Here is a 4,009-nt window from a genome sequence, read left to right on the forward strand (position 1 = left end):
CGACGCCGGTCACGACGACGACCCCCGGAGCACCTGGGGTGCCACCGGGGGTCATGTCGTGCGCCTTGCCGCCACCGACGAGCCGGTGGCCGGGGCGAACGGCCGGGCCCACGGGCCCGAGCCGGTCACCGCCGACGAGCCGGACCGGGCCGCGACGGACCAGCCGGCGGACGAGCCGACCGCTGCGCCGCCCGGGCCGGCGGTGCCGGACCGGCGGGACCACTGGGACCGCAAGGTCGCCAAGGGGCTGGCCTTCCTGCGCCGGCGGCTCTCCGGCGACTACGAGGTGGACGAGTTCGGCTTCGACCCCGACCTCACCGACGCCGTCTTCCACCCGCTGGTCCGGCTGCTCTACCGGGACTGGTTCCGCACCGAGGTCAGCGGCCTGGAGAACGTGCCGGCCGACGGACCGGGCCTGGTGGTGGGCAACCACTCCGGCACGGTGGCGCTGGACGCGCTGATCCTCTCCGCCGCGCTGCACGACCAGCACCCCGCGCACCGCTACCTGCGGCTGCTCGGCGCGGACCTGGTCTTCCGGATGCCGGTGGTCTCCGAGCTCGCCCGCAAGACCGGCGGTACGGTCGCCTGCAACCCGGACGCGGAACGACTGCTCGGTAACGGCGAACTGGTCGGCGTCTTCCCGGAGGGCTTCAAGGGCGTCGGGAAGCTCTACTCCGACCGGTACAAGCTGCAGCGCTTCGGTCGGGGTGGCTTCGTCTCGGCGGCGCTGCGTACCGGCACCCCGATCGTGCCGGTGGCGATCGTCGGCGGCGAGGAGATCTACCCCATGCTCGCCGACATCAAGCCGCTCGCCCGGCTGCTCAAGCTGCCGTACTTCCCGGTCACGCCGACCTTCCCGTGGCTCGGGCCGCTGGGGGTGGTGCCGCTGCCGAGCAAGTGGCTGATCGAGTTCTGCCCGCCGATCCCGACCGCGCACCTGACCGACTCGGCGGACGATCCGCTGGTCGTGTTCAACCTGGCCGACCAGGTGCGGGAAACCATCCAGCAGACCCTGCACAAGTTGCTCGAACGACGTCCCGACCCGTTCGGCCCCTGACGCGCGCTCTCCGGTCAGTTGGCGCGGCGGCGGCGCTGGAGGGCGAGGCCGGCGGAGACCGCCCCGGCGACCAGCCCGGCCGCGGCGGTCGACGGTACGGCGATCTTGACCGCCCGGCGGCCGGTACGGAAGTCGCGCACCTCCCACCCGCGCTCGCGGGCCTGCCGGAGCAGCGTGCCGTCCGGGTTGATCGCCACCGGGTGCCCCACCGCGGAAAGCATCGGCAGGTCGTTGGCGGAGTCGCTGTAGGCGGCGCAGCGGCTCAGGTCCAGCCCTTCGACCTCGGCGAGCTGGGTCACCGCCTCGGCCTTGGCCGGGCCGTGCATCAGGTCACCGACCAGCCGGCCGGTGTACGCCCCGTCGACCACCTCGGCGACCGTGCCGATCGCGCCGGTCAAGCCGAGCCGGGCGGCGATCACCCGGCCGATCTCCACCGGGGCGGCGCTGACCAGCCAGACCCGCTGGCCCGTGTCGAGATGGCGCTGCGCCAGCTTGCGGGTGCCGGCCCAGATCCGCGGGGCCATCAGCTCGTCGAAGATCTCCTCGGCGAGGCGCTCCACGTCGTCCACCCGCCAGCCCTCGATGAAGGCGAGCGCCGCCTCCTTGGCCTGGGACATGTCGCCGGCGTGCTCGGTGGCGAGCAGCCGGAACTTCGCCTGCTGCCAGGCGAACCGGGCCAGGTCACCGGTGGTGAAGTACTTCCGGGCGGCCAGCCCGCGGGCGAACCAGTAGATCGAGGCGCCCTGCATCATCGTGTTGTCCACGTCGAAGAAGGCGGCGGCGGTCGGGTCGGGCGTGGGGGTGGCCGGGGGTGCCTGCGGGGTCTCCGACCAACCGGCGGTGTGACCGTGGACGTCGGTGCTGACCGTCAGTTTCCGGGTGCGGGCCACGCGACCTCCCTCCACTCGACGACCGCGACGCGATCTCCCCGCTGAGCGTATCCGGAGGCCGGTGAAGCCCGGTCATCCGTGCGGGGAACTGTGGTGTGGACGGCTCTTGCGCCGCGATGAGCGGTCGGCGGGTGGGGTCAGCGGTCGGCCGGGCAGGTGCCCGGGGTCGGGCCGAGGGCGTCGCTGGCGACCGGCGCGGGCAGCTGGCAGGCGATCGCCGCGCGGAGCGCGTCGGAGCGCTTCCGGACGGCGTCCAGCAGGGCGAGCGACCGGCGGGTCCGGTCCCGCTCGACGTGGTCCGCCCGGTCCAGCAGCCCGCTGACCGCCTGCCGCTGGCCGGTGAGGAAGGTGTTCACCGCGTCCAGGCCGGCCGGGTCGGAGCGCTGCACCGCGACCGTGGTCAGCAGGCGTACGCCCTGGCGGGTGTCGGCGTCCATGTCGTCGAGGACCGCGCTGAACCCGATCCGGTCGTGGTGCACCGTGGCGGCCTCGTCGAGGCGGGTCCGGGCGAAGTCGAGGAAGAGCTGCCCGCGGCTGATGTCCGAGCCGGTCAGGGCGAGCTGGGCCCGCTCGGTCGAGCGCTTCATGCCGTAGAGCGCGTCGCCGGGGACCGCGTTCTCGCTGGCGGCGGAGATGCCGGAGAGGGCGACCGCGCCGGCGGCGACGCCGACCAGGATCGCGCCCCGCGCGCGGGCCCGCCGGGCGGTGACGGCCGGCAGGAGCGAGCCACGGGTGCGGGTGGCCGACCCGGCGGTCTCCTTCTTCGCCGCGGTGGGCGTGCCGACGCCCTCCCGTTCGGCGGTGGCGACCAGCATCGCCCGCAGTCCGGTGCGGAACTCGGCGTCGGCCGTGACGGTGGGCCGGTCGGCGGTGAGCCGCCGGCCGATCGCGACGAGCGTGGCGAGTTCGTCGTCGGACTGGGACCGGCCGTGGTGCCGCCGCCCGCCGTTGGCCTCGTCGAGAAGCTGCGCGAAGCGCTCGGCGCGCCGACGGGAGAAGAGGTCACTGTCCACCGCAGGCACCTCCTCTCGCTGGTCACGGCCGGTAGGCCGCTGTCCTCACCGGCGACCGGTGGCAGCGTGACGCCCGGCCGGGCTGCCGACCGTGCTCGCCGGACCGCCGGTGGCCGGAGAACGCCCCGGAACAACCACTGGTCGCACCCGGTGAAACGGTCCGCGGCGGGTCACGGTTACGGGGCCGGCGGGGCCGAAATCACGAAGAGTGATCGTCGTCACGGTGCCGCCGCACGGCCGATGCCCGCCCCCGAATGGCGGGGCGGGCGTACCGGCGGGGGGGCGGTCAGGGCTGGAAACCGTCGGGCAGCAGCCGGGCCAGCGCCCGGACCGCCCGGTACTGCAGCGCCTTGATGGCACCCTCGTTCTTGCCCATCGCGCGGGCCGTCTCGGCCACCGAGAAGCCCTGCAGGAAGCGGAGCACGATGCACTCCTGCTGCTCCGGGTTGAGCTGCTTGACGGCGCTGAGCAGGGCGACGTTGGTGATGTGCTCGACCACCGCCGCTTCGGGACTGCCCTCCGGCCCGCGGTCCTCCCGGTCGGCGTCGAGCACGTCGCCGGTGGTGACCTCGAGGCGGTAGCGGCCGGACTTGAAGTGGTCGGCGACCAGGTTGCGGGCGATGGTGACCAGCCAGGCCCCCAGGTCCCGCCCCTGCCAGGTGAAGCTGCCGATCCGCTTGAGCGCGCGGAGGAAGGTGTCGGAGGTCAGGTCTTCCGCCAGCTGCCGGTTGCCCACCCGGAAGTAGACGAACCGGAAGACGGTGTCGACGTACCGGTCGTAGATCAGGCCGAAGGCCTCGGCCTCACCGGCCTGGGCGCGTTCCACCAGGGCCCAGACCTCGATGGCCGGGTCGGACGGGTCCGGCCGGCTCGGGTAGCCGGTGGCGGGTGCGGCGGGCACCGCGGGCAGCACCGCCGTGTCGGCGGCAGAGACGACCGGCAGGATGGCCGTCTCGGTGTTCGACGGGTCGGTCGTCGCCGGCGTCTCCGCGGACCGGCGGGCCTGGGCCGGCATGGTCGGGCGGGACGGCGCGCCCACCCGGCCGCCC

At 74.2% G+C, this 4,009-nt stretch carries 4 protein-coding genes; 1 reads left to right on the top strand and 3 read right to left on the bottom strand.

All coding sequences use genetic code 11. The features are described 5' to 3' along the window. Nucleotides 1-202: 202 nt before the first annotated feature. Complete coding sequence (locus DKL51_RS00085; protein ID WP_109948421.1) at nt 203-1,057, top strand: lysophospholipid acyltransferase family protein; 855 nt, start codon at nt 203-205, stop codon at nt 1,055-1,057. 14 nt (nt 1,058-1,071) lie between these two features. Here the strand turns inward: DKL51_RS00085 and DKL51_RS00090 are convergent, their stop codons facing one another. The 3 genes from DKL51_RS00090 to DKL51_RS00100 all read right to left on the bottom strand — a co-directional run. Beyond that, nucleotides 1,072-1,947 carry an HAD family hydrolase gene (locus tag DKL51_RS00090; protein WP_109966595.1) on the bottom strand — a complete coding sequence of 292 codons (876 nt, stop codon included), beginning with the start codon at nt 1,945-1,947 and terminating at the stop codon, nt 1,072-1,074. A gap of 137 nt (nt 1,948-2,084) precedes the next feature. Beyond that, nucleotides 2,085-2,960, bottom strand: a complete 876-nt coding sequence (locus DKL51_RS00095; protein WP_109948396.1) for a DUF5667 domain-containing protein — start codon at nt 2,958-2,960, stop codon at nt 2,085-2,087. A gap of 286 nt (nt 2,961-3,246) precedes the next feature. Next, on the bottom strand, nt 3,247-4,009 hold a 763-nt coding region (locus DKL51_RS00100; RefSeq protein ID WP_124811594.1), incomplete at its 5' end, for an ECF subfamily RNA polymerase sigma factor, BldN family.

It is taken from the genome of Micromonospora globispora (assembly GCF_003857015.1).
GTDB classification, from domain to species: domain Bacteria; phylum Actinomycetota; class Actinomycetes; order Mycobacteriales; family Micromonosporaceae; genus Micromonospora; species Micromonospora globispora.